Raw genomic sequence first — 21,462 nt, 5'->3', positions numbered from 1 at the left:
GGTTATCAAGGAGTTTTCCATGTCATCTTTGCAAAACGATCCAAGCCTCCTCGATCTATCGAGCGCGGGCGTCCGTACGTTCTCTTTCACGCCGGATCAGCTGCAGGTGAGTGCCGACGTTGCATTCATCGAAGTCAACATCACACCGGGTGTGCAGTACAGGCGCGGCGATCTGCTCGCCTTCGACGCGGGCACCAACACCGTCACGCCGGCGGAGACGGCTGACGAAGCGGCGAACCTATGTCCGTTCAACATGACACCCGATCAGGCGGACGCGCAGGTTGCCGCGCAGTACGCGATGCAGGTATTCGCGCAGGGCGAGTTCAACGAGCTGCTCGTCACGCTTAATGGTGAACCACTGTCGGCTGCGGACCTTGCGGCGGTGAAGGGCAAGTTGAACGCGGGCGGAAACATCCGTCTTCGCAGCATGGCTTGATGCCAACACGCAATTGATACGTCGAAGGGTCCGCTCGCGGATCCTTTGTTTTTTTGGGGCGCCTCGGGGGCGCCCCTTTTTGTTCGTGCGTCTCGCGATAGCGGTCGCACCTGATCAGGGAGTTGCGTATGGACGGGGTCAGCCTGTTTGATACTTCCGAGCTGGCACAGCTCATTCAGACCGTCTTCCAGCCGGAGATGTTTCTGTTGTACCGGTATTTCCCGACGGTGTACGAGTCGGAAACCTCGGAGATCCTGTTCGAGCGGCTGACCGAGAACGAGGCAATCGCGCCGTTCGTCAGTCCGCTGGTCGCAGGCCGTCCGATGGAACGTGAAGGCCGCACCGTGCAGGGCTTCACGCCGGCCTACCTGAAGCCGAAGATGCCGATCCTCCCGCAGGAAGCACTGCGGCGTGCCGCCGGCGAAGAACCGGGGCGCGGTGAAATCAGTCCGCAGGACCGCTTCACCATCGCGACGCAGATGGGTTTGCAGAAGCAACTGCGCTCGATCGACCGGCGCCTCGAATGGATGGCAGCGCAGGCGCTGACAACTGGCGCAGTTACGGTTGTCGGTGAGGGCTATCAGGCCGTGACGGTGGACTTCGGGCGCAATCCCGATCACACGATCGAACTGACAGGCGACGACCTCTGGTCGAATCCGGATGCCGACATCGGTGATGACCTCGAAGACTGGTCGATGCTGATTCTTGAAGCGACCGGCGCCGCCGGCCAGGACGTGGTGATGACGTCCGATGTGTGGCGCGCGCTGCAGCGGAACAAGCCGTTCCGTGAGCTATTCAAGACATTCCAGAGCCTCGGTGGTCCGCTGCCGGGTATTTTGCCGGCTGTGCAGAAACGCAATCTGTACAAGGGGCAATACGGCAGTTTCAACATCTGGGTCTATCAGGACTGGTATCGCGAGCGTGGCGGCGTAAAACGTCCGTATATGCCGCCAGGCACGGTGACGATGATTGCACCGGGCGATGACGGGATTGCCGGCGTGCAGGCGTTCGGTGCGATCCAGGACATTCGGTCGCTCGTGGCGCAGCGCTACTTCGCGAAGATGTTTGAACAGGACGATCCGAGCGCAGCCATCCTGTTGACGCAATCAGCACCGCTGATCGTGCCTGTGCGTCCGGACGCGACGGTCTCCGCGAAGGTGCTGCCCGCCTAGCGCGGGAAGCACGCTTTCATTTCTTGAAACACGCCAAACGGAAAGACGATGACTCAACCACGAAACACGCAGGCAAAGCAGCAGGCGCAGTCGACAACCGCTTCTGATGGCGGCGCCGAGGCTGCGAACGGCATCGACGCGGCGGCGCCGAAAAGGACGTTGATCGCGAAGTGTCGTATCAAGGTCGACGGCGAATATGTGCTGACTAACAAAGAGTTCGAGATCGATGAACAGACCGCCAAAGCGCTTGTGAGCCGCGGCCGGGCAATCGATCCCGATCATGTGCCGCGGGGCGCGCGGGCCGTTGAACCGAAAACCGGCCCGACCATCAAGAAAACCGCATCCAAACCGGCAGCAGCCGGCGCGGGGGACGATCACGTCGACGGTAGCGAGGACTGATGCCGACCGAATGGCTGTCAGGCGACTACACGAGTCCGTGGGAGGGCCATTATCTTGCGGCGATCCGCGCACAGATCGCGGAATTCGGTGAGTGGGTCGAGCATCGGCCCGCTGGCGGCACGCCGGAATGGGTATTCATGCACTTCGTCGCGCCGCAGGATAACGCCCATCTCGGCGGCGCCGAGCTCGAGGTAGCCGAAACCAATCCGCTATTGCGCGGCATCGACGCGGACTTCGCGACGAAGGTCACGAAATTTGTGCAGTACGCCGAGGGCCATGCGCGGAATGGGACCGGGTCTCGAATGGTTGTACGGGGGACGGTGTACCAGGTGCGCAACCCGATGCGCGATTCGCACGGCGAGATTCGACTCGACATCGTTGATGCGCAGGAGCCGCGCGACGAAACATTCGAAGCACGGCGGTCGCTGTTCGTCGGAAAGGGAGCGTGATGCTGCGCCGTACGGCAATTCGTCGCGTCGTGATCGAAATCCTTTCAGATCCCAAGACGGCGCTAAGAACCGGTTCGTGCAAAACCGGCCTGACGGCCGCCGAGGATCGTGTGCTCGACAGTCATTCAGATCCGCTTCAACTGATCAACGGATCGGACGTCGAACTACCCGCGATTGCGGTCTACACCGACTCGGAAGATGGCGATTTCGGCGGCGGTATGCCTGCGGATCCAGGCTCACACAATGATCTCGTTATCCACATCGAGATGTTTGCAAGCACGAGTACCGACTTTGCGACAGAAGCACTACTCGACGACATGGAAGAGCAGGTACGTCGCAAGGTGCTCTGGGACGATCGCCTTTACAGGCGACCCGTTGTCGATGCCGAAGGCACAGTTAGAGGGTGGGAGCCGCTCGTGATGAGCGTTTCGAAGTTTCAGTCAACGCGGGCGCTTGATAGCGAACGGCAAGCACGCGTCGGCATGCGGCGCCTAAGCCTGACAGTGCATTACGTCGACAACTGTCTGCCGCCCGAAATCGTCGTCGACGGGCCGCTCGCCCCGCCAACGTTTGAGTGCATGAAAGCAGGCGTGCAGATCGGCGAGAACCTCGTGCAGTTCAAGCCCAAACACCGCTAGATCCGGAGAAATCCATGTTGACCAAATTTGTGAAGCCGACACGGGGCGTTGTGCTGATGCCTGAGCGCGGGTTTCGCGAACTTCCAGGCGAGGGCGCGAAGGTGCCTGTGAATCCCTACTACCAGAGTCTCTTGCGCTTTGGTGACATCGAGGAAGTTTCTCAACCGAAGCCGGCAGATATAGCGAGACCGGCGACGGTTGCCGCGAAGAAAGCGCGGCCGGTCGCTCCACCGGCAGAAACGAACACCGATTCCTGATCTGCCTGACAGACAAAACCGGAGAACCCTATGGCTGATATTACGATCCCGGGCGTGCCGGCTGGCGTTCGGGTGCCTTTCCTTTATTTCGGCGTCGACAATAGCCTCGCGAGCTATTTTCAGTCGAGCGAGCGTGTGTTACTGCTGGGGCAGATGCTCGACGGCACGGCGACGCCGAACGAACCCGTGCAAATCTTCGGTGACGAAGCGGCGCTCTTCGGGCAAGGCTCAATGCTGGCCGACATGGTCGCAATCGTCCGGAAGAAAAGCGGCTTCGCCGAAATGTGGGCATTGCCGTTCGTTGACAATCCTGCGGCGACGAAGAGCGAATGGACTGTCACTGTCACCGTCGACGAAGAAGCGCTTACGAGTCCCGGCAATGCGGGGATCTTTATCGGCGGCACGCGCTACGCAGCGGCTGTGCTGCCCGGTGATACTGTTGACGACGTTGTTCAGGCGCTTGCCGGTGTAATCGAGGCCGACGCGTCCGCCAAGGTGTCGGCCAACGTGGAAGACGGCGCATTGAAGCTCGTCGCGAACCATGGAGGCGAGACTGCAGGGGAAATCGACGTTCGCGTCGTTTATAACAAGATCGGTGCGCCGGTGCAGGGCGTCGCGGTCGTCGTTGCTCAGACTGTCACCGGTGCGATGAATCCGGACATGACGGCTGGCCTCGCTGTGCTCGGTGATGAGCCCTATAAGTGGGTAGCGCTGCCGTACTCCGACGCAACAAGCCGCGCGGTCTCGCGAGCTTTTTTTGACGACCAGAACGGGCGCTGGGCGGCCATGCGGATGATCTACGGTCAGGCCTTCACGGCGCGAACGAAAGACACGCCGGCGCCGCTCGTGGCGTTTGGCAAGACCAACAACGACCAGCACCTTTCGGTGGTCGGCCTATATGGGACACCCAGCGTGCCGTGGGAGTTGGCCGCAGCTCTCGCGGCGTATGCCCTGGTGCACCTCTCGGACGCGCCCGAACTGTCGCGACCCGAACAGACGCTTGAACTGCCAGGCATTCTTCCGCCCGAAATTGCAGACCGCTTCGACCGCAACGTGCGTCAGACGCTCTATTACGCAGGGATCGGCGCGACGACCGTGGATCAGGCCGGCGTGGTCAGACTTGACCGGTTGCTGACAACGTACCAAGTGAACGGATTCGGTGCAGCCGACACGTCATATCTCGACATCAACACGATGGCGCAAATCATGTATTTCATCGAATACATGAACAACCGCATCACGAACACGTTTCCACGTGTGTCGCTGAAGGACGACGGGAACCCGGTGTTTCCGGGCCAGTTCGCAGTGACGCCGAGCATGATCCGGGCGTACGTGATCAGCGTGGCGCACGAACTGGCCGACCTGAATGTGATCGAGAACGTCGACACGTTCGCGCAACTGCTGATGGTTGCACGCAGCTCGGACCCGAATTGCGTCGACATGATCCTGCCGCCGGACTTCGTGAACCAGTGGCGGATCGGCAAGATTCTTGTCCAGTTCTACAACCAATATCCCGCAACCACATAAGCCGCCGCCGGGCGGTTTTTTCTTTTAGGAGGTCCACATGCCAGGTTGCGCTATTGGCGGGACGATCTATCTGACGGTGAACGGCACGCAGGTTTCACCGCGAGGAGCATTCGATATCCAGTTGCTAAATCGCGAGCGCGAGGCCGAGTCGAATCAGGACGGCACGATGTATATCACGGAGAAGCCGGTACCGGCGACTGCCACCGGTTCGATTTCGTACGACCCGGGACTCGACCTGCAAGCCCTGTACTCACTTTGCGGCGTTACCGCCACTATCGAACTGGTGAACGGTGACACTTTCATTTTTCCGAAGGCGTCCGTGGTCGGAACGCCGAAGCTGAACACCGAAAAGGGTGAAATCAGCGATTTCAAAATCGCGAGCGCAACTGCTCGAAGGGTTTAATCCATGACGCAAGAGAACAACGATCCTACGGTCCGTGTTGTGACACTTTCCACGCCGCTAGTCGATCAGGACGGAAAGGAACATACATCGCTGACCCTCAAGGAGCCCGGTGGGGCGGCGTACGTGAAGATTGGCGATCCGTATCACACGCTGATGATCGACGGGAAAAACATGGGTGTCGAGCAGAACCGCGAGCGACTCCTGTCATACGCGGCAGAGGTGACTGGCATTCACCGACCGTTGCTGCTGACCATGAGTTTCAAGGATATCCAGAAAGTCACCGATGCGATGTTCGTTTTTTTCGGCTGATGCCGGACAACCTTGACGAAGTGCTGGACGACTTGCTGTTCAATATCAAGTTCGATCCGCGCTTCGTTCTTGAGATGTCGCTGTCCGACATGATCCGCATTCAGCAGCGGGGCGTCCGGTACCAGGAACGGCACAAACAGTAAGCAGGCTGAGGAAAAATGGCAACCGCGTTTAAGTCTCAGGTCGAGATCACCGCCCACGAAGGCGTTACGCAGGTCATGGAGTCGATTGCGAATCGGGCAGGCAATATGGCCCGTGTTGTGAACGAGCGTACCAAGTTCCTGATGAATGACATGGCGGGGTCCATCGGGAAGAAGATGGAAACGATCGCCAACAATACGAAAGGGCTTTGGGGGCAGTCGGGCGTGCTTGGAGCGCTTGGCGGGGCGCTTGTCGCTGGCGGCGCGGTTGCGACGCTAAATTCGCTGGCGGAAAAGGCAGAGCGACTGCACGTCACGGCTATTGGCCTAGGCATGTCGGCAACTGATATGCAGCACTGGAGTTATGCGGCAAAACAGGCTGGGCTCGACGCTGACATGATGACGCGAGGGGTTGCGAAGATGAACCAGACCCTCTTTGACGTAGCGCATGGCGGCGCGAAAGCCCAGGCTGAACTGTTCAAGCAGATGGGCGTGTCGGTGAAGGATGCGAAGGGCAACGCGCGAGGTATCACGGATGTAGCAATGGACGTAGCGAGCCGGTTCAAAGAGCATGTGGACCGGATTGCACAACTGAATGCCAGTGGTCAGTCTGCACTGGCTAACACGCTGCAGGCCGAAACGGACAATGCGGCGCAAAGCCTCTTTGGTATGAAAGCGCGGGAAATCGCCGCGATGATGGCGCAAGGCAAGGAGGGAATTAAGAAGGCGTTCGCAGATGCCGATGCAACGGGGGGCATACTTTCCGATGCTCAGATTCAGAAGATGGAGCGTTATACCGGAGCTTTGGCGAAGCTTGATCTTGCGAATCAGGGACTGATGGCGGGTCTGTTCGCGGACAGGATCGGATCCATGGCTGGGAAGCTGGGTGGGCTCGCCGAAAAAATCGGTGTGTTTCAGAAAGCGCATCCGGAAATCGTGAAATTCATAGGCAGTTCCCTCGTCGCGGTGACGGGTCTCGTTTCCTTCGCGACTAGTGCGCGGCTCGCGCACATGGCGTTGACGTGGCTTGCCGGTGGCGAATTCGTAGCGAAAATCAGACAGGTTGGTCTTGTCTCTGCTACGTCGGGCCGACTGATGAGTCTGCTGTCTGGCGGAATAAAAGGAGTCGGCACCGCAATGCGGTTGCTGATGACGGCTTCGCCTTGGTTGCTGGCGATCGGCGCCGCCGCTGCAGTCATCTATTACAACTGGGACAAGATTGAACCGGTGATCCGCCGCGTTTGGGATGCCTGCAAGAATCTATGGAACGCAGTCGAACCGGTGCTGGGCGCATTTGGTAGTGATGTCTGGGATGTTGTGACGGGAACACTGTCCGAGTTGTGGGGCATCGTGAATGGCGTATGGGCGGCTTTCTCCGATCTGCTGCCGTCGATCGGCGGAGTAAACGACGAAGTCGGAGATACAGCCGGGAAGTTCGGGATTGCCGCGGCAATGGCTGAGAGCCTACGCGGACTTCTGGATATGCTGAAAATGTCCGCAGTACTTGCGACCGTGCCATTCCGGTTGCTTGCGACCGTGCTCGAATCGATCGCAGACAAGATTCATAGCGTGATGTCAGCCACCAAAAGCGGCGGGATTCTCGCCGGTGTGGCAAAGCTGTTCGACCTCAAAGAGAATGTCGAAATTCTTGCGAAACGGGGCCAACAGAATTTCGCCGGTGTGGGCGACAAGCTGGCTCAGATTGCGAAGGACGCCGACGACAAAAGCAAGGTTGTTACCGCTGAGCAGCTCAAGCAGAAAGCCGAATTAGCCAGTAAAGCGCAACAACCTGGGGGAGCGCCCGGCAGCGAACCTGGTGAAAAAGCGAATCTTGCGCTGCCCACATCGCGCCCACGCGCACCAACGATGTCGGACAGGCCCGTATCAGTCCGCATGGATGGGCCGGTGCAGGCACAACTCGACGCGAAAGGGCGGCTCGGCATTGATGTGCGCGTGACGGCGGATCAGGGGCTGAAGGTTAGCGGGACCGGCGTCGACCGCAGCGGCGCGCCGACCATCGTCGGCGATACGGGCGTGTCGGTGGTGACGCCATGACAGACGTTATCCAGCGCTATCTGATCAAGGCATCGTTTCGTGGCGTCGAATTTGAAACGGAGGGCAATGACGACGCCGGTGGCCGGCGCCTTGTCACGCACGAGTACCCGAATCGCGAAGACTGGTACAACGAAGACCTCGGTGCCGCGAAGGAGCCGATCAAGTTCGACGGGTACATTACCGAACCTGATCTTGCGCGCAAGCGGGAAAGTCTGCTCGCCGCTCTGCGGCAGAAAGGGCCCGGTTCGTTTTATCACCCATATGAGCATGCCTACATCGATGTCAGCATCGTCACTTGGGAACTTCACGCGTCAAAGGACCAGCTCGGCCGCTTCGACCTGTCGCTCGAAATGGTTCGTCAAGGCGGCGAGGCTTCGCCACTTCAGGTAACGAACAATCGAGGGCTATTGGCGGATGCTGCACAGTCTCTTAACGATTTGTCGGTGGTGGCATACCTCGACGCGATTACGTCGGGAGACATGACGCATGATGTTCGTGAGGCAGTAGACGGCTATCTGTCGACTGCGATTGACTGGGTTCAGCAGGCGCGCGCGTTGTCGTTCATCGCTTCGAATTTCGATTTTCAGGGGCTCGTCGCATCCGTATTGGACTTCACGACGGGCAGTTTCGGTACGCTCGACGTGGCGTTGTCGCTGGTCGACCTGGTGCATGGTCTGACATCGGCTTTTGCTCAACGCATCGATCAACCGGCGACAACGTTGAACGGCGCGCCCCTGGTTGATGTGCAGACTTCGCCGATCACAGATTTTCAGTCTGCATCGCTGCTGATGCAATCGTTACGGGATACGTCCGATATAACCTTGCCGCGGGTTGACGGCGATTCTGGGCAGACGGTGATTCAGAACACGGCGGCGCAGGCAATTGAATCGCTCATCTCCCGCGCGGCGATCGGCGAACTTGCCAACGCCATGCTCGAGGCACCGTATCCGGATCGGGATAGCGCGATGGCGGCGCGGTATGACTTTGCGCAGCGTATCGTCGACGCGCAGGCACAGGCGGCGCGCGATCAGCAGATGGAGCTCCACCAGACGTTAACGGACCTACTGCGGCACGTTGGCGAGCAATTCGCAACGATATCGGATTCACTGGAGCCACTCGATACGCTGACTGGTTCAGTCCGGCGGACGTCGCTGTCGGTCGCCTACGACATTTACGACGATCCGACGCGCGCGATCGATCTGATTGACCGGAATGGCGTGATGAACGGCTCTTTCTTACCCCCTGATATTCAATATGTCCGCGACGCCAGCAACTGACTATCCGGATCTTGTGACCCTGGAGGTAGACGGCCTGACGTTCGAAGGTTGGAAGGCGGCGAAAATCACGCAGTCGATCAAGGAAGGCGCGATCGCATTCGGTCTGGCTGTGACAGAAAAGTGGTCGGGGCGCAGCGAGGCATGGCGCATCCAGCCCGGCGCCACTGCTCGATTGTTCATTGACGGCGTGCTCGTATGCACTGGATTCGTTGACGCCCCGGAGTTCGAAATTTCGGACGACGACCATTCCGTGAATGTCAGCGGTCGCTCGCGCAGTGGCGATCTGGTCGACTCGTCAACGGTTGTGCCGGGCGGGAACTTTCGCGGCGCGGATGCATTGTCGATTATCTCGGCGATTGTCAAACCGTACGGTATTGGCGTGCATGTGCAGGGGCATGACGATGCGCCTACGCGTATAGCCAATGTGCGGTTCGGCAAGTCTGGTGAGGGAAGTGTGCACAAGGTCGGGAAGAAACTTGGCCCGGGCAAGGCGCGCATTGGCAATTTTGAAATCAATCAAGGTGAGAAAGCGTATGAAACAATCCAACGGCTGTGCAAGCTGTCGGGCCTTCTGGTCTTCAGCCGCCCGGATGGAGATCTCCAGATTGCCCGGGCTGGCAGCGACCGCTATTCGTTCCAACTACCCCCGTTCCGGCGTGGCAAAGCAAAGTTCGACTGGTCAAAGCGTTTCAGCGAATACACCTGCAAGGGGCAGCAGAGCGACCCTGATTTCGGGAATGCTGGGGCGGCTGCGGTAGTCTGGACCAACGCGGAACACGCAGCCTACATCCGGAGGGCGCAAGCGCACCTTGCGCCCTCCGCGAGCATCACCGACCAGCAGATCGCGACATACACAAGCCCCTCGGGGAAAAAGACAAAACGATACCGGCCATGCATTGTGCGGCCTGAAGGCCCGACCGATCACGCGGCCACTGCTGAGCGCGCACGGTGGCAGATGGCCCGCGATTTCGGCGAGGCTATCAACTTGACCGTCACGGTGCGAGGGTTTCACGCGCCCGACGGCAATCTCTGGCAGGTCAACCGTCTGATCCACGTTACGGACGACCGGCTGAACCTCGATCACGAGTTGCTGATTGTGCGCGTCACTTTCAACAAGGGGCCGGACGGCACGCTTACGGAGATGGAATTGGCGCCGCAGGGTGCTTTCACACCCGAGCCAATACCGGCATCTTCAGCGAGCAAGGCAACCGGTTCGAAATCGGTGCTCTGGACAAGGTAGGAAAGCGAAATGGTAGACGCAAGGCAGCGCGCCCGAACGACGTTCCGGCGCGCTTTCGTCGCTGGCATATCGAAAGGCGCGAACAAGGTTCTGACGCTTGTCGGTCTCGCGGATCAGCAGAAAACCGCGGAGTGGATCGAGCCGTACGGGTTCGCGTCGATGCCGAAGATCGGTAGCGAAACAATTGCGCAGTGTATCGACGGTGACGAGTCGCACAACGTCGTCGTGGTGATCGGCGACAGGCGCTTCCGGTTTGACGTGGCAGACGGCGAAGTGTCGCTCTATACGTATCTGAACGCACAACGGCCGCATCGATTGCACTTCAGGAATGATGGCACGATCGAACTGCTAGGCGACGCGCTGCGTATTGTGTTGCCGAACGGTGCGGACGTGATCGGCGATTTGCGCATCACGGGCAATATCGAACACGTGGGCAACTACGCCAGCACCGGCGACATGACTGCGGATGGGACCGTCACAGGTAAAACCGATGTCGTCTTCGGGGATACATCTGGCAGCGATCACGGTCACTCGGACGTCCAGCGCGGCGACGAAATCTCGGGTCCGCCGGTCCGGGCTGCAGCATGATCACCTGCACACCGACCTATGGCGATGGCTGGGACTTCATCGTGCCGGAAGGCGCGACGGAAGCCTGGGATTTCGCGACCATCCCGGACTGGCAGGTCAAGGCCGGCGATCTGGCCGCAGACAATCAACTGCACAGCGCGGTCGTGATCCAGTTTTTCACCGAAAAGCGCGCGCCTCGTGATAGCCCTTTTCTCGACAATCCAGAGGACCGTCGCGGGTGGTGGGGCGATGTATATAGCCCGTTCCCGGTCGGCAGTCTGCTATGGACGCTTTATCGTCAGCCACTGACCGATCAGGTCATTGAACTCGCCGGTGCCTACGCCCGCGAAGCTCTTCAACCGCTCGTCGACCAGGGGGCTGCGGCAAGGCAGGATTGCGTCGTGACTGCGAACAAGACTCAAGGTGCGATGTTCCTGAATCCTCTTTTGTATGGCCGCGACGGACGGATTATCTATAACCGCGAATTCCGGCGTTACTGGGTTTCGGCCTGACGCCACACCCATCTGCATTCTATGGACCAACCCACTCAGCAAACGCTTATCGAGCGCGTACGGCAGGGCTTTCGCGCGAAGCTGCCAAATTCGGATGCGTGGATTTTCCCCAATAACTTATGGATCGCAGCCACCGTTGTCGGCGGGATGCTATGGGAACTGTATGCGCAGGCCGTGGCGATTTTGCGGCAGGCCATGCCAGACACCGCCACGGGTGTCTGGTTACAGCGCTGGGCGAATCTGTTTCGCGTTTATATTCAGATGCCGACGGCGGCGCGCGGCCAGGTGGTGCTTACCGGGATTGCGGATACGCCTGTGCCGGCCGGTACCGTCTACACCCGCGGCGACGGTATCGAATACACGACGCAAGCAGATGTGACACTGGACGAGAGTGGTAACGGAGTCGCGGACGTGCTGTGTACGATTACCGGCGCGACGACAAATGCTGCCCCGGGATCGCCACTGACGCTATCGTCCAGCGTGCCAGGACTTGATCCGACTGCCGCCGTTGGCGAGCGCGGCCTGGGTGGCGGCAACGACATCGAAAGCAACGATAGTCTGCGCGCGCGAATGATTGCCCGTATGCGCCGCCGTAATCGATACGGCACGTTGCAGGACTACGTGGACTGGGCCGGGGAAGTCGCTGGTGTTACCCGTGCGTGGGCGTTTGCGGCCGGCAATGTCATTACGGTGTTTTTCATGATGGATGAAACCTACCCCGAATCGTGGGGTATTCCCCAGCAGGAAGACGCGGTAATTCTGGAGGCATATCTGACAGACCCGTGTCGCAAGCCGATTGGTGCAATACCGATGACGCGCATACCAGACGGTGTGCCGCTTAGCGTAACGATTCGTTGTCCAACTCCCTTTAACGATTCAATCCAAAGCGCAGTCGAGTCGGACCTCAATAGTTACGTCGTCCGCACCGCGACACCGGGGCGCGGCTATACGCAGCAGGATCTCAATCGCGTCATCGATAGTGCCGCTCTCTTCGACTATCAATTGATGGACGCAAGCTTCCCTGTTGCCACACCGTCGCAACTGTTCACACACGTAGTTGTCGACTGGAAGCCGTGCTGATGAACGAGTGCGTGGTGGTTGATCAAGCCTGCGGCGCGGATGAAGACGACTATCTACAGGCATTTCAACAGAACCTTCCAAAGGGGCCGATCTGGTCGCTCGAAGATGATTCACGGGTCTTCAGTCGCTTCTGGCGTGCAGTTTCGGGAGGGTTCGCTGAATGTTCGCGGTTTCTATGTTCAATCCTGCTAGAGCTCTTCCCGTGTACCTCAAGTTCAATGCTTCAGCGGTGGGCAGCGATCTTCGGCTACCCGACCGATTGCCCCGCGCCCGACCTGTCTGTGGAACGGCTGTGCGAGTGGATACAACTTCAGGACAGTGATTGCGCGGGACCCACCATCGGCTTTTTGCAGGATGTCGCGGACTGGATGGGATATCCACCATCAACTCTGAGCGAGTGGGGCGTGCCGCAGTCATCTTTGGGATGCGGTCAGGTCGGTTGCATGCAACTGGGGGGAAGCCCTGACGCCCCGGCTCTGAACGGGTGCCGACAGTTTTTGCTTGTCCATCTTGATGCGACCGAGGATGCGCTCAGCGCTGAAATCGGATGCGCCGAGATGGGCGCCAACGATCTATCGTCCGGGGACTGCGCGCCGATTCTCGCGACGCGCTTCGCGCAGTTGGGCTCGTGCAATTTTCAACTCGGATGCACGCCAGTCTGCGGGTCTGATCCGCCGCCAATCATGTGCCTGATTTCGAAGTTCGTTCCGGTGCACGTCTGCGTTATCTACACGGAGTATTAGTACATGCAAGGCTTCAATATCAACGAGGTGGCCGCTCCCCCGAACACCGTGGGCGGCCAGGTCGTTCCTCCGACCGGCGCTGGTGGATGGGCCGCCAACTGCCAGCCGGGCATTGATGGAACCACGCCAGATGCGGACATGTTCAATGACCTGTTGGGCAACGTCTTGCGCGTGTGTGACGTCGCTGGGGTTACGCCTACGCCGAACCGGTTCGATGATCTTGTCGATGCGATCAAGTCGCTCGCGGATGCAGCGGTCGGATCGGCTACGTTCGTTCCGGTCGCTGCATTGCTTCCGTTCGCAGCAGCGACCCCGCCTGCGGGCTTTTTGCTCACCAACGGGGCAGCGGTCTCCCGTACGTCGTACGCCGATCTCTATCGGGAGATCGGAACGACATATGGTGCGGGCGATGGGGAAACCACTTTCAATTTGCCCGATACCCGGGGTGTCGGTTTGCGCGGTCTTGATAGTGGCCGCGGTCTTGACCCGGGGCGAACGCTTGGTTCATACCAGGCCGATACGCTGGCTTCGCACGATCACCCTACAAATGACCCGCTGCATGGGCACGGCGTTGCAGACCCGCTGCATGGGCACGGCTATTACGACCCGACACATGCCCATTATGTAGGCGACGTCATCACGAATCTTCCTGGAGGCGAACCGCTGTCGGGGCAACCAACCAGTCCGATTACAAAGATCGGTATCGAAACCAGCTTCGCGGCCACTGGAATCAGCATCAATGCGGCGGCCACGGGGATCGGCATCTACGGTAGCAACTCGGGTGTCACTGTGGGCGCCGCCGGTAGTGCGGAGACGCGCGGTAAGAACCTGGCTACCAACTTCATCATCAAATTCTAGGAGGGCGTGTTGTCAACCAAGACTGCATACCAATGCTCGGCAGACGGCAGTTTCATCGGAGAGACTGTTGTGCAGGAGGATGTGTTCGCTCGCGGGTCATATCTCATGCCGCCGAACTGCACGCTGACCGCGCCCCCGGTTTTTGATGCAGCTACACATAAGGCATTGTGGACCGGCGGCGTCTGGAACCTCGAGGTTCTTCGTGAGGAGCCCGCGCAGGAAGCGCGTCACGCCATATCAATTGCGACGGAAGACAACAAGCCCGTTGTCGGAGCGAACGAAGTCGCCATCATCGTCAACGGGCAATGGGAGGTTGTTCGAGACTACCGGGGAACCGCCTATTGGCTTGCAGATGGAACGGAACACCGCATCACCAATATCGGTGAAGAAGTGCCACAGGGTGCCTTGCTGACTTGCCCTTCTGTCGATTCGACGCAGGCCGTTGACCGATAAATCAGACCGGTGAAATATCATGCAAGGCTTTTCGATAAATTCGGTCAGTGCTCCGCCGAACCTTTCCGAAGGGCAGACCGTCCCGCCAGTCGGCGAGGGCGGCTGGGGTCGGGATTGCGCGGCTGGTATTTCAGGAACAAAAGTCAGTGCTGACACGCTCAATGATTTGCTCGGTAATGTCTTGCGCGTACTCGAGTTGGCTGGAGTCCCGCCAGTCGCGAATCGTTTTGATGATCTGATCGATGCCCTCAACGAACTGTATAGCGGAGTGTCGGGGGACCGGCGCAACGTGCTGCTGGTGGACGCCAACGGCAAACCGCTGCTTACGCTTGATCCGTCGCCGGGCAACTTGCTGACAGCGGGACAAGATGGGCTATGGGTGCAGGTTGGTGCTGAGGATGTCGAGGGACTTGCAGATGTAGCGCGATCGGGGTCATTCGACGATCTTAGAGACGCACCGGCAGCGCCTGTTAATGCCGACTGGGATGCTGAAGACGGTCTCGCAGAGATCCTCAATAAGCCACCGCTCGCGAAGGTGGCGACGAGCGGCAGCTTTAACGACCTGGACGACCGGCCGGATATTCCCCAGCCGCAGCGCGGCTCGACACTGCTTGCGGTTACGGTCTATTCGGTCGTGGCGCAAAGCGTCACGTTTTCGGCCGGCTCGCCCGTGATCACATGCGCGCTCAATGCACCGCTCGCCGGATCGCCAGTGACGTTCCGCAGTACGGACACGTTACCTGCCAACATTGAGCAGGGAACAACCTATTTCGTGGTTCAGGTGGCGGCCGACCAGAGCACATTCCAGATCGCCAGCGTACAGGGCGGCGCAGCCATATCGATGACCACCGCGGGGGCGGGGACGCACTCGATCGCGAATCCGCCTTGGCGCAAGTCGGATCACAGTCCAGCCGTTGTCGAGACCGCGATTCAGGCCGGTGGCGGATCAGGCGGCATCGCGAGCCGGACGTCCAACGCGGGTACGGCGACGGGCGGCGGCGTGGGAGGCTATGCATGGCTGCGTCGCTCTGCTGACAGTCTGCCAGATGAGGTTGAGATCATCATCGGCGCGGGCGGCATCGTACCAGCCTCGGGCAACTTGGGTGGTCCGGGCGCGTACACCTATCTTGGCGACCCGCAATCACCCGTTGCCTACGCGACCGGTGGCGGGGGCGGCACGGGCTCGGCGACGAATGCCGCCCTGCTCGGTGCGCCCGGTGGAACCGGCGTAAATGGCGACCTGAACGTGCGTGGCGAAGGTTCCCTGCCGGTGGTCAGCACGACGACATCGAACTACACACCAGGCGGAAGGTCGATGTTCGGCCCTGGTGGAATGGGCGGTATCTATGGTCCTTCAGGCGCGACTCCGGTTCATGACGCCTCGGGCCGCGGAGCGGGGGGCGGTGGTGGAACGGGTCTTCCAGGCTCGTACCTCGCCGGCAAGGGCGGTGACGGGCTGCTCGTCATGCGTGAATACAGTTAATAAGGAACTCGTATCCGGCGTTGCTGGAGAAACTGCGGGAGATCAGTCGGCGCACACGAGCGATTCAGACGCAGGCGAACCAGGCCTATCGAGGGGTCGCTGGCCGCAAGTGATAGTTGCGAGCCGATCTGTTTTGAAGTGACCGCCTTCGGGCAGTTTTTTTCGTTTACTGAAGGCGCGCTCGTCGAACGTTACCTGAGCAATGGGCTATCGGTTGGTCTTCCTGTGTGCGCCCGTGCGTCGGGGGCCGACGAAATCAGCCTCGACGCGGCGCGCTTTCGTCGTTTCAGCCGGGTGCTCACGCAGGGCTTGTTTGACGGAGGCCTCGACCTGTTCGCCGATTTTCTTGATTAACCCGGTGGGCAGCGTCAGAGCGCCGCCTCGATTGACGTCGTCCGTTAACTCAAACGACTCTTGAAGCCGAGCAACGATCTCCGCGTTCATTGACCGCCCGCTCGCCTTCGCAGCGGCAGCGATCTTGTCGCGCATGCCGTCGGGAAGGCGAACGATGAATCGTTCCTGGGTCTCGCTGGGATAGGGTTTTTTGTCCATGGCGGGATCATAATGCCGACTCGGAATATTTTCGATGATGCCGACTTGACATGATTCCGAGTTGGAACTACATTTCATCTATGCCAACTTGGCATCAACTTGGAGGGGGACTCGGGATGCGAAACACTGAAGTCGCGGGGTTTCAGCTGCGGCTCAATCGAGCCGTGAAGGAGCGGTTGACGAACGAAGCGCAGCGGAATTTCCGCTCGTTGAACAATGAGATCAACGTCAGGCTGATTGCGAGCCTGGAAAAAGAAAACGCCCGACCGGTTGCAGCCGGTCAGGCGTCAGATGCAGTGAACCCTTGACAAAGGAACAATGCTTAATGCAAGCGAAGAATAGCACATTTGCTGCGAACGTCATTGCGCTGCCTACGGCAGTCGCCGAGCGTGTTCAGCAGCGCCGCGGCCCCGGTCGTCACCCGAAGCACGTCGTCAATCTGTCCCGCTTTCGCGCAGACAAGCGGGTTGCAGCCCAGAAGACCGCAGAGGCCTGGCGTCTGGCGAACGGGCCGGGCCGCATCGTGCTGACGACGAACGATGGCGGCCGCTATGGCGTGACGACAGAAGGGCGCTTCAAGTATTCGCCCGAGGCGCTTGTCAAGGCGCTCGAAGCCGCGTTGTACTGGGCCGAGGAGCGTGCACTGGATGAAGCTGTAATGGGGAAAACCTCGAAGGGGGCGCACTGATGAACGAACTCATTAAGGTGGAAGCACGCGCCATCGGCGGCGAGCAGGTGCAGACGGTCAATGCGCGTGATCTGCACGCGTTCCTTGGGGTGTCGAAGGACTTCAGCGATTGGATCAAGGTGCAGCTTGGCGAGATGTTCGCGCAAGGTATTGATTTTGAAGTATTCCCCCTGAAAGGGGAAAACTCCACGCGTCCTCGCATCGAGTACGCGTTGACGCTGGAGTGCGCCAAGCACGTTGCCATGATGTCGCGCTGTGCGAAGGGCAAGCAGGTTCGCGACTATTTCATCGAGTGCGAGCGGCGCGCGAAGGCCGCGCCACAGTTCGCCATTCCGCAAACGTTGCCCGACGCGCTGCGTCTCGCGGCCGACCTGGCCGAGCAGAACAGGGCGCTCGAAAGCAAGGTCGCGGAACAGGCGCCAAAGGTGGAGGCGCTGGATCGGATTGCGACCGCGGAAGGATCTCTGTGCATCCGCGATGCGGCAAAGACCCTTCAGCATCGTCCAGTCGATCTGAAGCGATGGCTTTTAGCACATCAGTGGGTTTATCACCGGCCCGGTCACGCGCCGTTGATCGGCTACCAGGAAAAGATTCAGGCGGGGCTGCTGGAACACAAGGTCACCACTGTGACCCGAACTGACGGCAGCGACAAGGTGGTCGAGCAAGTGCGAATTACACCGAAAGGACTGACGCGCCTCGCCTCTGCAATCAGGACAGATCTGCAACTGGCAATGTAGCCACGAAACAGTGCATCACATCGACCCGCTTCGGCGGGTTTTTTCGTTTACGGCCGCCGCGTGCGGCCGTTTCTATTTGGGAGGCTAGCAGTGTCGATAGACGAAGTTATCAGGGATGCCATTGCACCCGCGCTCGCCATCCTGCCGTCCGCGATGGACTCGCGGCCCGCCCGCGTCATGCTTGCGGCAATCGGGCTGCAGGAGAGCCACTTCGAGGCTCGCCGACAGATGAACGGCGGTCCCGCCCGCGGCTTCTGGCAGTTCGAGCAGGGTACGGAGAAGTCGCGCGGCGGCGTGTGGGGCGTCTACCTGCACGATGCGAGCCGCTACTGGCTGAACGTGCTGTGCGAGGCTCGTCATGTCGCGTTCGATCCGGTCGGGATCTATGGGGCGCTCGAGCACGACGATGTGCTTGCCGCTGGCGTGGCGCGGCTGCTCCTCTTCACGGACCCGCCGAAGCTGCCAGCGGCCGATGATACGGCTGGCGCGTGGGCGGTCTATCTACGGACGTGGCGGCCAGGCAAGCCCCGGCCGGAGTCATGGCCGGAGTTCCATCGGCAGGCTTTCGACGCTGCGGGTGCCTATCGGAATGCAGAGGAGGCCTGATGCAACTGAACGAGCACGAAAAGGAGCTCTTGACGCTGTTCGGTGTGGGGGCTGTGATCGGTTTCGCCAAGTGGCTGTTGAGCGGCGAACGCTTCGAGGTGCGGGTTGTGGCCGGGCGGATCATTATCGGTGCGGGCCTGTCCATGAGCGCTGGGGCCACGCTGACTGTCTTTCCGGATCTTCCGGCGACGGGCCTGGTCGGCATCGCTTCGGCGCTAGGCATTTGCGGGCAAGTAGTGCTTGAGGCAGTTGTGCACAAGTACATCGGCAAGCTTCCCGACGATCGGGGCGAGGGGGACAGTTGAACTGGAAAGCGCTTATCGCGGGCTTTGCGCTCGGCTGTTGTGTCGCCGGCATCGCGCAGCAGTGGCGGCTCGGCGCGCAGATTGCCAGCGCTGGGACTGATCTTGCGAACGCTCGGCAGCAACACGAGACCGAACTGAGAGCGATCTCCGATATGGCCGCCTCAGCGGCCGACGCCGCGCTCGCAGAAACCGTGCGCGCGGCGTCGGCCGTCGCCGTAGTCGAACAAACCTACCGAACGGAACAAACCAATGCTCAAAAGACGATTGATACTCTTCGCGCCGATGTGCGTGCTGGCGATGTTCGGCTGCGCGTTGCAACCGCCAGTTGCGCTGCTTCAGCCGGTGGCAGTGGCGTGCCCGGTGCTGGTGCCGCCGCCGGCGGAACTGATGGAACCGGAACAGCCGAACTTGACGGATCGGCTGCTGACGCGCTTCTCGGCATCACCGGGGACGGTGATCGGGCAATCCGGAAACTGACAGCGTTGCAGGACTACGCGCGCGAAGCACTGCGCGTGTGCGGGGTCCGATAGCGACTTCTAGTGCAGGCGCAGGACCGATTCATCAACTCAAGTATGAGGCGGTGTCCGGAGGTACAGGGGCAAATCCAGGGTTTGCGGGCAATTCGCTCATTCTGAAAAACCGCGTACAGATTCGGGCCGGTAATGACCCGCGTCGCCGTCAAGTATTTCACCACTCCATGATCTATTCGCCGGTGTAGCGGCGCGATAATGACGCACCCAGTCCCGCTGCACGGAGTCGGGCAAGCGAACGCGCCAGGTTCAGGAAAGCTTCGAGGACAAGACCAGGGGTTGGCAGGCGCGGCAAAAGGTAGCAAGGTGGCGCGACCCGCCAACCGAGTCAAGATCGGCAATTCATTTGCGGTCAGGAATAGGGAGTCAGGAATGAAACAGGCATTTTCTGGCCACTATCGGCCTGAACAAAAAGAAATTGAGCAGATGTGGGCAGAAGGAACCTTCGTGTTCGATGCCAATGCACTGCTGAATCTTTATCGCTACACGGACGCAACGCGGGAAGAATTTATTCAGACGTTGGAGGCACTGCAGGCTCGCGTCTGGATTCCCTATCAAGTCGGCCTGGAGTTCTTTGAAAACCGAGTTGAAGTCATGAACACGGCCCTCTTGGGCTACGCGAAACTGCGTACCGAACTGACCAAAAGCAGAGACGAATTAAACAAGGTTTTAAATGGATTTCGTCGCCATCCTGGGATTGACGTCGAGGACATCTCGCAAAAACTAGACGGCACCTTTTCTGATTTGCAGTCCGCTTTGGAAGCTCAGGAAGCGCGCCATCCCGACTGGCTAACAGGCGAAGACCCCGTGCTGCAGCGCCTGAGTGGCGTGTTCGACGGCAGAGTCGGACAGAAACCGGATGCAGCTGAGCACGAGAAGCTCCTCGACCACGCTAAAAGTCGTTTCGACAATTCCCAACCCCCGGGGCTTCGCGATAAAGCCAAAGGAGGCGATCATCAATACGGTGACGCTGTTTTGTGGCTAGAAGTTTTGCAAAAGGCTTCGGATATGAAGTCTGCAATCATTTTCGTTACGGATGATGTAAAGGACGATTGGTGGCAGAGAGTTGGAGGTAAAACAATCGGACCTCTACCGGAATTGAGGCAGGAGCTTTGGGACGTCGCGAACGTACCTCTGCACATGTACAAATGCGATCAATTCCTGAAATACGCGTCAGAGTTTCTGAATCGAAAATTTCCAGAGTCGTCAATCGAAGAGGCAAAGGAAATTCGAAACGAGTTGCGGCAATGGCATGAAGAACGTATCAGGCGCGGGAACGAAATTGCAGAATATGAGCGAGACGCGAGACAGATCGATCCTTCAATAGGATTTTTTGGCGGGGCCGGTCAGTATTCCGGTCATCGAATACGTACATCGTTACGACGCTACAGAACGGCGATCGGTAATGCCGACAATATTACTGAAGACCAAAAGAGGCTGCTGACAAGAGTCGACGATATGATCGCGCGTTGGGAGGGCTGGCCTGAGACCAAGGCCGAGACCCTTACTATTCTACAGGCAATTCATGACCTTGCTCAGTCGCTGGGAAAAGCTTAATCGATAGGTAATATTGTCGGTTTGGTTCGCCATATGATCCAACACCTATTCGGAAAAGATCGGCTACGACGTCACTCGACGAATGACCGCTCTGCACCCAAATGCCCCGCACAGATCGCAGGACCGCGACTGGCAGCAACGGGACGCTATCGGTCGGCCCAGAAATTCGCCGAAAAGATAAAAAAACGCCGCCCGGTCAGGGGCGGCGGAAAGATGCCAATCTGACAAAGCGGACCCAGGGGAAGCTGCCCGCCAATGAAGTCTCTTAGATTTGCCCGTGGCGGGCAGTCGGACAACTCCGAAATCTTTTCGCGCAGGGCAGAAATTCCGCTCCCAGCTAGCGTCGACGTGGACGCTCTTCGATGTCATCGTCTGATCCGATCGCTCGTATCCAATGCACGCATCCACTCTCTGGCTGAGCTTGAACCTTCTTCTGCCCGTGCCACAGACATAGGGCATGTGCTCCGCCCGCGATGTCGCCGCCCCAAT

28 protein-coding genes are annotated in these 21,462 nt (G+C 59.3%); 27 read left to right on the top strand and 1 reads right to left on the bottom strand.

Annotated elements, in window-relative coordinates; translation table 11 throughout:
* Positions 1–19: 19 nt before the first annotated feature.
* The 20 genes from F6X39_RS17035 to F6X39_RS16940 all read left to right on the top strand — a co-directional run bounded on the left by F6X39_RS17035 (position 20) and on the right by F6X39_RS16940 (position 15,998).
* On the top strand, positions 20–436 hold the full coding sequence (locus F6X39_RS17035; protein WP_187617457.1) for a hypothetical protein: 417 nt from the start codon (positions 20–22) through the stop codon (positions 434–436).
* 128 nt (positions 437–564) lie between these two features.
* Positions 565–1,608 (top strand): major capsid protein, encoded by a 1,044-nt coding sequence (locus F6X39_RS17030; RefSeq protein ID WP_187617456.1) that lies wholly within the window; start codon positions 565–567, stop codon positions 1,606–1,608.
* Between the two features lie 48 nt (positions 1,609–1,656).
* Entirely contained in the window at positions 1,657–2,007 is a 351-nt protein-coding gene (locus tag F6X39_RS17025; RefSeq protein ID WP_187617455.1) for a hypothetical protein, read from the top strand.
* Positions 2,007–2,456 carry a hypothetical protein gene (locus F6X39_RS17020; protein WP_187617454.1) on the top strand — a complete coding sequence of 150 codons (450 nt, stop codon included), beginning with the start codon at positions 2,007–2,009 and terminating at the stop codon, positions 2,454–2,456. Before F6X39_RS17025 ends, F6X39_RS17020 begins: the two co-directional genes overlap by 1 nt.
* On the top strand, positions 2,456–3,094 hold the full coding sequence (locus F6X39_RS17015; protein ID WP_187617453.1) for a hypothetical protein: 639 nt from the start codon (positions 2,456–2,458) through the stop codon (positions 3,092–3,094). The genes F6X39_RS17020 and F6X39_RS17015 overlap by 1 nt, the downstream gene beginning before the upstream one ends.
* A gap of 14 nt (positions 3,095–3,108) precedes the next feature.
* On the top strand, positions 3,109–3,351 hold the full coding sequence (locus tag F6X39_RS17010) for a hypothetical protein (RefSeq protein ID WP_187617452.1): 243 nt from the start codon (positions 3,109–3,111) through the stop codon (positions 3,349–3,351).
* Between the two features lie 30 nt (positions 3,352–3,381).
* Positions 3,382–4,878 (top strand): phage tail sheath subtilisin-like domain-containing protein, encoded by a 1,497-nt coding sequence (locus tag F6X39_RS17005; RefSeq protein WP_187617451.1) that lies wholly within the window; start codon positions 3,382–3,384, stop codon positions 4,876–4,878.
* 37 nt (positions 4,879–4,915) lie between these two features.
* Positions 4,916–5,281, top strand: coding sequence for a phage tail tube protein (locus F6X39_RS17000; RefSeq protein ID WP_262414732.1), 366 nt, complete (start codon positions 4,916–4,918; stop codon positions 5,279–5,281).
* Positions 5,282–5,284: 3 nt separating this feature from the next.
* Complete coding sequence (locus F6X39_RS16995; RefSeq protein ID WP_187617449.1) at positions 5,285–5,590, top strand: phage tail assembly protein; 306 nt, start codon at positions 5,285–5,287, stop codon at positions 5,588–5,590.
* Positions 5,590–5,733, top strand: coding sequence for a hypothetical protein (locus F6X39_RS16990; protein WP_187617448.1), 144 nt, complete (start codon positions 5,590–5,592; stop codon positions 5,731–5,733). The genes F6X39_RS16995 and F6X39_RS16990 overlap by 1 nt, the downstream gene beginning before the upstream one ends.
* A 15-nt stretch (positions 5,734–5,748) precedes the next feature.
* A complete protein-coding gene (locus F6X39_RS16985) occupies positions 5,749–7,785 on the top strand; it encodes a hypothetical protein (protein ID WP_187617447.1) in 2,037 nt (678 codons plus the stop codon).
* Complete coding sequence (locus F6X39_RS16980; RefSeq protein WP_187617446.1) at positions 7,782–9,062, top strand: DNA circularization N-terminal domain-containing protein; 1,281 nt, start codon at positions 7,782–7,784, stop codon at positions 9,060–9,062. Before F6X39_RS16985 ends, F6X39_RS16980 begins: the two co-directional genes overlap by 4 nt.
* Positions 9,040–10,302 (top strand): phage baseplate assembly protein, encoded by a 1,263-nt coding sequence (locus F6X39_RS16975; protein ID WP_187617445.1) that lies wholly within the window; start codon positions 9,040–9,042, stop codon positions 10,300–10,302. The genes F6X39_RS16980 and F6X39_RS16975 overlap by 23 nt, the downstream gene beginning before the upstream one ends.
* Positions 10,303–10,311: 9 nt before the next feature.
* Positions 10,312–10,890, top strand: coding sequence for a phage baseplate assembly protein (locus F6X39_RS16970; protein ID WP_187617444.1), 579 nt, complete (start codon positions 10,312–10,314; stop codon positions 10,888–10,890).
* A complete protein-coding gene (locus F6X39_RS16965) occupies positions 10,887–11,381 on the top strand; it encodes a phage GP46 family protein (protein ID WP_187617443.1) in 495 nt (164 codons plus the stop codon). The genes F6X39_RS16970 and F6X39_RS16965 overlap by 4 nt, the downstream gene beginning before the upstream one ends.
* A 21-nt stretch (positions 11,382–11,402) precedes the next feature.
* On the top strand, positions 11,403–12,461 hold the full coding sequence (locus tag F6X39_RS16960) for a baseplate J/gp47 family protein (RefSeq protein WP_187617442.1): 1,059 nt from the start codon (positions 11,403–11,405) through the stop codon (positions 12,459–12,461).
* Positions 12,455–13,204, top strand: a complete 750-nt coding sequence (locus F6X39_RS16955) for a hypothetical protein (protein ID WP_187617441.1) — start codon at positions 12,455–12,457, stop codon at positions 13,202–13,204. The genes F6X39_RS16960 and F6X39_RS16955 overlap by 7 nt, the downstream gene beginning before the upstream one ends.
* Positions 13,205–13,207: 3 nt before the next feature.
* A complete protein-coding gene (locus F6X39_RS16950) occupies positions 13,208–14,062 on the top strand; it encodes a tail fiber protein (RefSeq protein WP_187617440.1) in 855 nt (284 codons plus the stop codon).
* A gap of 9 nt (positions 14,063–14,071) precedes the next feature.
* The gene (locus tag F6X39_RS16945) at positions 14,072–14,515 is read left to right on the top strand and encodes a hypothetical protein (protein ID WP_187617439.1); all 444 of its coding nucleotides are present in this window, start codon (positions 14,072–14,074) and stop codon (positions 14,513–14,515) included.
* 19 nt (positions 14,516–14,534) lie between these two features.
* A complete protein-coding gene (locus tag F6X39_RS16940) occupies positions 14,535–15,998 on the top strand; it encodes a hypothetical protein (RefSeq protein ID WP_187617438.1) in 1,464 nt (487 codons plus the stop codon).
* 207 nt (positions 15,999–16,205) lie between these two features.
* On the opposite strand, the gene F6X39_RS16935 is transcribed toward F6X39_RS16940, so the two are convergent.
* Positions 16,206–16,550 carry an Arc family DNA-binding protein gene (locus F6X39_RS16935; protein ID WP_187617437.1) on the bottom strand — a complete coding sequence of 115 codons (345 nt, stop codon included), beginning with the start codon at positions 16,548–16,550 and terminating at the stop codon, positions 16,206–16,208.
* Between the two features lie 116 nt (positions 16,551–16,666).
* Between F6X39_RS16935 and F6X39_RS16930 the strand changes: the two genes are divergently transcribed.
* The 7 genes from F6X39_RS16930 (at position 16,667) to F6X39_RS16900 (ending at position 20,973) form a co-directional block, all read left to right on the top strand.
* Positions 16,667–16,858: an Arc family DNA-binding protein gene (locus F6X39_RS16930; RefSeq protein ID WP_167368647.1), complete on the top strand. Its 192-nt coding sequence runs from the start codon at positions 16,667–16,669 to the stop codon at positions 16,856–16,858.
* Entirely contained in the window at positions 16,855–17,238 is a 384-nt protein-coding gene (locus F6X39_RS16925; RefSeq protein ID WP_187617436.1) for a hypothetical protein, read from the top strand. Before F6X39_RS16930 ends, F6X39_RS16925 begins: the two co-directional genes overlap by 4 nt.
* On the top strand, positions 17,238–17,975 hold the full coding sequence (locus F6X39_RS16920; RefSeq protein WP_222945236.1) for a phage antirepressor KilAC domain-containing protein: 738 nt from the start codon (positions 17,238–17,240) through the stop codon (positions 17,973–17,975). The genes F6X39_RS16925 and F6X39_RS16920 overlap by 1 nt, the downstream gene beginning before the upstream one ends.
* Positions 17,976–18,065: 90 nt before the next feature.
* Positions 18,066–18,581: a hypothetical protein gene (locus F6X39_RS16915; RefSeq protein WP_187617435.1), complete on the top strand. Its 516-nt coding sequence runs from the start codon at positions 18,066–18,068 to the stop codon at positions 18,579–18,581.
* A complete protein-coding gene (locus F6X39_RS16910) occupies positions 18,581–18,886 on the top strand; it encodes a holin (protein WP_090804500.1) in 306 nt (101 codons plus the stop codon). The genes F6X39_RS16915 and F6X39_RS16910 overlap by 1 nt, the downstream gene beginning before the upstream one ends.
* A complete protein-coding gene (locus F6X39_RS16905; protein ID WP_187617434.1) occupies positions 18,883–19,416 on the top strand; it encodes a lysis system i-spanin subunit Rz in 534 nt (177 codons plus the stop codon). The genes F6X39_RS16910 and F6X39_RS16905 overlap by 4 nt, the downstream gene beginning before the upstream one ends.
* 372 nt (positions 19,417–19,788) lie before the next feature.
* Positions 19,789–20,973, top strand: coding sequence for a PIN domain-containing protein (locus tag F6X39_RS16900; RefSeq protein ID WP_187617433.1), 1,185 nt, complete (start codon positions 19,789–19,791; stop codon positions 20,971–20,973).
* Positions 20,974–21,462 lie beyond the last annotated feature (489 nt).

Source organism: Paraburkholderia sp. UCT2, assembly GCF_014397665.1.
Taxonomy (GTDB): Bacteria; Pseudomonadota; Gammaproteobacteria; order Burkholderiales; family Burkholderiaceae; genus Paraburkholderia; species Paraburkholderia tuberum.
Note: the sequence above shows the minus strand (reverse complement) of the source record. Positions and strands in the feature narration are given on the sequence as shown.

Bases quoted from the DNA above. Each gene is read 5' to 3' on its own strand.
- F6X39_RS16960 (WP_187617442.1), top strand. From the start codon at position 11,403: ATGGACCAACCCACTCAGCAAACGCTTATCGAGCGCGTACGGCAGGGC.
- F6X39_RS16935 (WP_187617437.1), bottom strand. From the start codon at position 16,550: ATGGACAAAAAACCCTATCCCAGCGAGACCCAGGAACGATTCATCGTT.
- F6X39_RS16950 (WP_187617440.1), top strand. From the start codon at position 13,208: ATGCAAGGCTTCAATATCAACGAGGTGGCCGCTCCCCCGAACACCGTG.
- F6X39_RS16970 (WP_187617444.1), top strand. From the start codon at position 10,312: ATGGTAGACGCAAGGCAGCGCGCCCGAACGACGTTCCGGCGCGCTTTC.
- F6X39_RS16975 (WP_187617445.1), top strand. From the start codon at position 9,040: ATGTCCGCGACGCCAGCAACTGACTATCCGGATCTTGTGACCCTGGAG.
- F6X39_RS17010 (WP_187617452.1), top strand. From the start codon at position 3,109: ATGTTGACCAAATTTGTGAAGCCGACACGGGGCGTTGTGCTGATGCCT.
- F6X39_RS16995 (WP_187617449.1), top strand. From the start codon at position 5,285: ATGACGCAAGAGAACAACGATCCTACGGTCCGTGTTGTGACACTTTCC.
- F6X39_RS16920 (WP_222945236.1), top strand. From the start codon at position 17,238: ATGAACGAACTCATTAAGGTGGAAGCACGCGCCATCGGCGGCGAGCAG.
- F6X39_RS17035 (WP_187617457.1), top strand. From the start codon at position 20: ATGTCATCTTTGCAAAACGATCCAAGCCTCCTCGATCTATCGAGCGCG.
- F6X39_RS17015 (WP_187617453.1), top strand. From the start codon at position 2,456: ATGCTGCGCCGTACGGCAATTCGTCGCGTCGTGATCGAAATCCTTTCA.
- F6X39_RS16900 (WP_187617433.1), top strand. From the start codon at position 19,789: ATGAAACAGGCATTTTCTGGCCACTATCGGCCTGAACAAAAAGAAATT.
- F6X39_RS16990 (WP_187617448.1), top strand. From the start codon at position 5,590: ATGCCGGACAACCTTGACGAAGTGCTGGACGACTTGCTGTTCAATATC.
- F6X39_RS16910 (WP_090804500.1), top strand. From the start codon at position 18,581: ATGCAACTGAACGAGCACGAAAAGGAGCTCTTGACGCTGTTCGGTGTG.
- F6X39_RS17005 (WP_187617451.1), top strand. From the start codon at position 3,382: ATGGCTGATATTACGATCCCGGGCGTGCCGGCTGGCGTTCGGGTGCCT.
- F6X39_RS17000 (WP_262414732.1), top strand. From the start codon at position 4,916: ATGCCAGGTTGCGCTATTGGCGGGACGATCTATCTGACGGTGAACGGC.
- F6X39_RS17030 (WP_187617456.1), top strand. From the start codon at position 565: ATGGACGGGGTCAGCCTGTTTGATACTTCCGAGCTGGCACAGCTCATT.
- F6X39_RS16985 (WP_187617447.1), top strand. From the start codon at position 5,749: ATGGCAACCGCGTTTAAGTCTCAGGTCGAGATCACCGCCCACGAAGGC.
- F6X39_RS16965 (WP_187617443.1), top strand. From the start codon at position 10,887: ATGATCACCTGCACACCGACCTATGGCGATGGCTGGGACTTCATCGTG.
- F6X39_RS17020 (WP_187617454.1), top strand. From the start codon at position 2,007: ATGCCGACCGAATGGCTGTCAGGCGACTACACGAGTCCGTGGGAGGGC.
- F6X39_RS17025 (WP_187617455.1), top strand. From the start codon at position 1,657: ATGACTCAACCACGAAACACGCAGGCAAAGCAGCAGGCGCAGTCGACA.
- F6X39_RS16930 (WP_167368647.1), top strand. From the start codon at position 16,667: ATGCGAAACACTGAAGTCGCGGGGTTTCAGCTGCGGCTCAATCGAGCC.
- F6X39_RS16940 (WP_187617438.1), top strand. From the start codon at position 14,535: ATGCAAGGCTTTTCGATAAATTCGGTCAGTGCTCCGCCGAACCTTTCC.
- F6X39_RS16980 (WP_187617446.1), top strand. From the start codon at position 7,782: ATGACAGACGTTATCCAGCGCTATCTGATCAAGGCATCGTTTCGTGGC.